This is a genomic window from Henriciella sp., assembly GCF_049649345.1.
Lineage (GTDB): Bacteria > Pseudomonadota > Alphaproteobacteria > Caulobacterales > Hyphomonadaceae > Henriciella.
In genome coordinates this window covers 1-3,559 of record NZ_JBARZC010000669.1, presented here as the reverse complement: position 1 = coordinate 3,559, position 3,559 = coordinate 1, and the positions used below count along the sequence as shown (strand labels likewise).

Annotated in this window: 4 protein-coding genes; all 4 read left to right on the top strand. The window is 60.0% G+C overall.

What is annotated here, in order from left to right; translation table 11 throughout:
• Positions 1 to 1,560: hypothetical protein (locus WA989_RS18410; RefSeq protein WP_424341926.1), on the top strand; the 1,560-nt coding region annotated here is incomplete at its 5' end.
• Positions 1,561 to 1,834: 274 nt separating this feature from the next.
• Positions 1,835 to 2,611 (top strand): hypothetical protein, encoded by a 777-nt coding sequence (locus WA989_RS18405; protein ID WP_424341925.1) that lies wholly within the window; start codon positions 1,835 to 1,837, stop codon positions 2,609 to 2,611.
• A 30-nt stretch (positions 2,612 to 2,641) separates the two neighbouring features.
• Positions 2,642 to 3,220, top strand: coding sequence for a hypothetical protein (locus WA989_RS18400; RefSeq protein WP_424341924.1), 579 nt, complete (start codon positions 2,642 to 2,644; stop codon positions 3,218 to 3,220).
• A gap of 3 nt (positions 3,221 to 3,223) precedes the next feature.
• On the top strand, positions 3,224 to 3,559 hold a 336-nt coding region (gene csgH / locus WA989_RS18395; RefSeq protein WP_424341923.1), incomplete at its 3' end, for a curli-like amyloid fiber formation chaperone CsgH.

Below are 3,559 nucleotides of genomic sequence, written 5' to 3'. Positions count from 1 at the left end.
GGCACGAACAATGAGGCGGAGGTAGACCAGACTGGCGGCTCCGAGGGTGTTGCCAATATCGTCCAGGGCACGCCCACCGATGAAGCGAGCAATAGCTTTGTCAGCGTGACCCAGTCCGAGGTCACGCCCGGCTCGCCCGGCTTCTCTGTTCCTGCAAACGTCGCCAACGTCACCCAGAATGGCGACGGCATGGGCGCGACCGTCACCCAAAGCAATACGGACGGCTCCTCGCCGACCAACGTGGTGAACATCGATCAGGACTCGACAGGCGGTGCCCTGAGCACGTCTGGCGGGTACACGCAGGAAGCGACGGTTTCCCAATCCGGCGGCGGCGGCAACCTCGCCAATGTCGATCAGGGCCGCCCCCTCGGCAGCCGGGGCCAGGAAATCACCGTGACACAGTCGGGAAGCTTCAACACGTCCAATTCCGACCAGACGCATAGCGGTGGTTATGCCACGGTTGATCAGACCGGCATGGACAACCTTTCCGATCTCGATCAGAAAGAAAAAAGTCAGGAAGCGTTTGTTCTTCAGTCCGGCGACGCCAACATATCTGATGTGGTCCAGAGAGCCCGGGCAGATGGCGGTTACGCGAATGTCGAACAGCTCGGTTCGGACAACTACAACAAGATCATCCAGGGCAGCGGCGGTAAGGACTCCATCGCAAATGTGTACCAAAATGGTACCGGAAACGACAGCACCATCTTTCAGAATGACAATCTGGGGGCTGGCTTGCCGACGATGACGCCGCGCTCGGAAGACAATACAGCTCTGGTCGATCAGACAGGATCCGACCATAATAGCGTGATCCGTCAGGGCGGGACCAATCCGGGCAAGGGCATGAACACTGCCAGCGTCTACCAGACCGGTGCCGACAATGACAGTGAAGTCATCCAGGGCGGCAACAACAACCTCGCCACCGTCTACCAGGATGAGTCCAACCAGATCAGCGTCATCGACCAGTCCGGCGACGACAACATCGCGATTGTTGAAGAGCAGGGCGAAGGCCCGGGCACGGACGGTAACTTCAGTGAGATCGTGCAGTCCGGTGATGGAAACTTGGCCGATGTCGATCAGGATGGCGGCCTGAATGAAAGCTATGTCGCCCAGATTGGTGATGGCAACCAGGCCTTCATCATGGACCAGGACGGCGATGGCAACGTGTCGGACATCGATCAGATCGGCAACACTAATTACGCCATGATCGATAACCAGTCCGGCGCACTGAATACCAGCACCATCGTGCAGAACGGCGATAATGACAGCGCTTATGTCAATCAGTCCGGCGACAGCAATACGAGCGCGGTCACGCAGAACTCCGCAATTGGATCGGACTATGCGGAGGTGAGCCAGACCGGCAGCTTCAATGACAGCGTCATTACCCAGGATGGCACGGGCGATAACCGGGCGCTGGTCCTGCAGGCTTCGTCCGACAATACCAGCACGATCATGCAGGATGGTTTCGACAATCTCGCAGATGTCAGCCAGACAATGACCGACGGCAACATCGCGAATGTCATGCAGACCGGTATGGGCAACGTCTCAACCGTAACCCAGTAATGGCCTGATGCTATCGGGGCCCGGCGAGTAAACAGCGCTTGCTGCTTCGCCGGGCTCCGCCACTGTCCAGCTTCCGGAAATAGTTTCGAAGGCTGGTTTGAAATGACCCCGTTACCCGCACCGCCAGCTATGGTAGGATGGCGGCGATGCGGCAGGCGGCGCCAGACATATGGCGTCGAAGCTGCATGAGGGTTGGGGAATACGCAAGAAGAGCCGGCTGGGCAGACAGGCCGGCAGGCCGTCAGCAGCGGCCCGTTTCAACAGGAGGACGGCCATGAAAACAGCTCTCGCGATATGTGCCGCCGTCTCGGCGATTGGGGCTGGCACGCTGTCAGCGTCTGCGCAGCTGGCAACAGACACCGCAATTCTCAACGCCGACTCCCTCGTCGCAATCTCCCATAAGGGCTATGACAACTCCACCGTCGTGACCCAGTCCGGCGAAGATCTGAGCGCGACGATCGACATATTGGGCAGCCAGAATTCGGCGCCGGACGGCTCTGCGAACACGATCACGCAATCGGGTTCGGACTCGACCGCGGAGGTTACCATTGTCGGGGATTTCAATGAGTTCAGCATCTCGCAGTCGGGCGCCAATGGACCGGCCCAGAACGACGCGACGATCGAGATCTACGGCACTGGCAACAGGGCGCAGATCAGCCAGCTCAATGATTTATCGACCCCCTATGCGAACTCAGCCTATATCCTCCAGGCCGGCAGCCTGAATTCCGCGTCGATCAGCCAGACCGTGAGCGATCCCGGCGGCGGCGCGGCCTATGGCACGAGCAACCAGGCCAGCATCTTCCAGAATGGCGTCGAGAACTTTGCCGAGGTGACGCAGAACGGGACGGGCAATGAGGTTCTTATCGACCAGAACGGCAACAACAATTCGGGCGCAATCACACAGATGGGCGCCGGCAGCTCGCTCAAGCTGACCCAGCTGGGCGATAATTATAGTTACGTTATGAGCCAGACCGGATGTCTGGTATCATCCTGTCCGGGGATTGAAGTGATACAAGGAGGTGCGGGAACGCCGCCCCCTGTGACGAACTAGCCGGTCATCAGACGGGCGGAAGGATTGGACATGCGATATTTCTTGATACTGGCGCTCGCCCTGCCTGTCTTCGCTATGCCAGCTGCTCACGCGCAAGAGGCGGACGATCCAACCTCTGTGCCTCAGCTCATCCTGAAGGAAACCGCCCAGGATGGCGCAGTAGATACAGAGCAGCTGCGATCGGATGTGCGCCTGAATGAAACGCAAATCGAACAGTTGCAGACCAATCCTTCGGAGTTCGATGTCGAGCAGGCGGAAGGCGGCAAGGATTTCTGCGAGCCCGGCATGAACCCGCGCTACGTGTTTTGTGAAGAGCTTGAAAAGCGCCCGCTCCAGGCGGCGAAGACAACCCGTTCGACGAGTGCGGAAGAAGTGCTGATACGGGGATCACAATCGGGCGTCGACGTCTTTGCCCGCGACCCGGCCTCCACGGCTGACCAGATCGGCCGCGGGGCAGCCACGAGCCTCGCGGCCCAGTCTTTTGGCGACGAATTGCTGAACGGGCGCTCGCGCGAGGAAAAGGCGGCGCTGGAATCAAGTGCGTCCGGCCTGCCGCCGGAAGTGCTCGCCACAGTCGGGCATCCGCCTGTGGTCACGACGGGGAACTAGATCATGAAAAAGCTTGTTGCGAGTGGAATAATGGCCCTTTTCGGGTGTGCGGGGACGGCGTCGGCCGGCGAGGTCGATGCCTGGATCGATGCTGAGACCGTTGACGACAAGGTGCGCCTGAGAAGCATGGTGGTGAGCGATGCCGATGTCGATCTCACCTATACGCTGACCGTGGAGCGCGTGTCTGCGGCGGGGACGTCGAAGACCAGCCAGGGCGGGCGTTACAGCGCGGAAGGCGGGATCGAGGGCGTGATGTCGACCTCGGCGGTCAACCAGCCCGAAGGCGGCGTGCTGACAGCCTATCTCGAAGTGCGCGACGCGGCCGGCCAGGTCTGGACC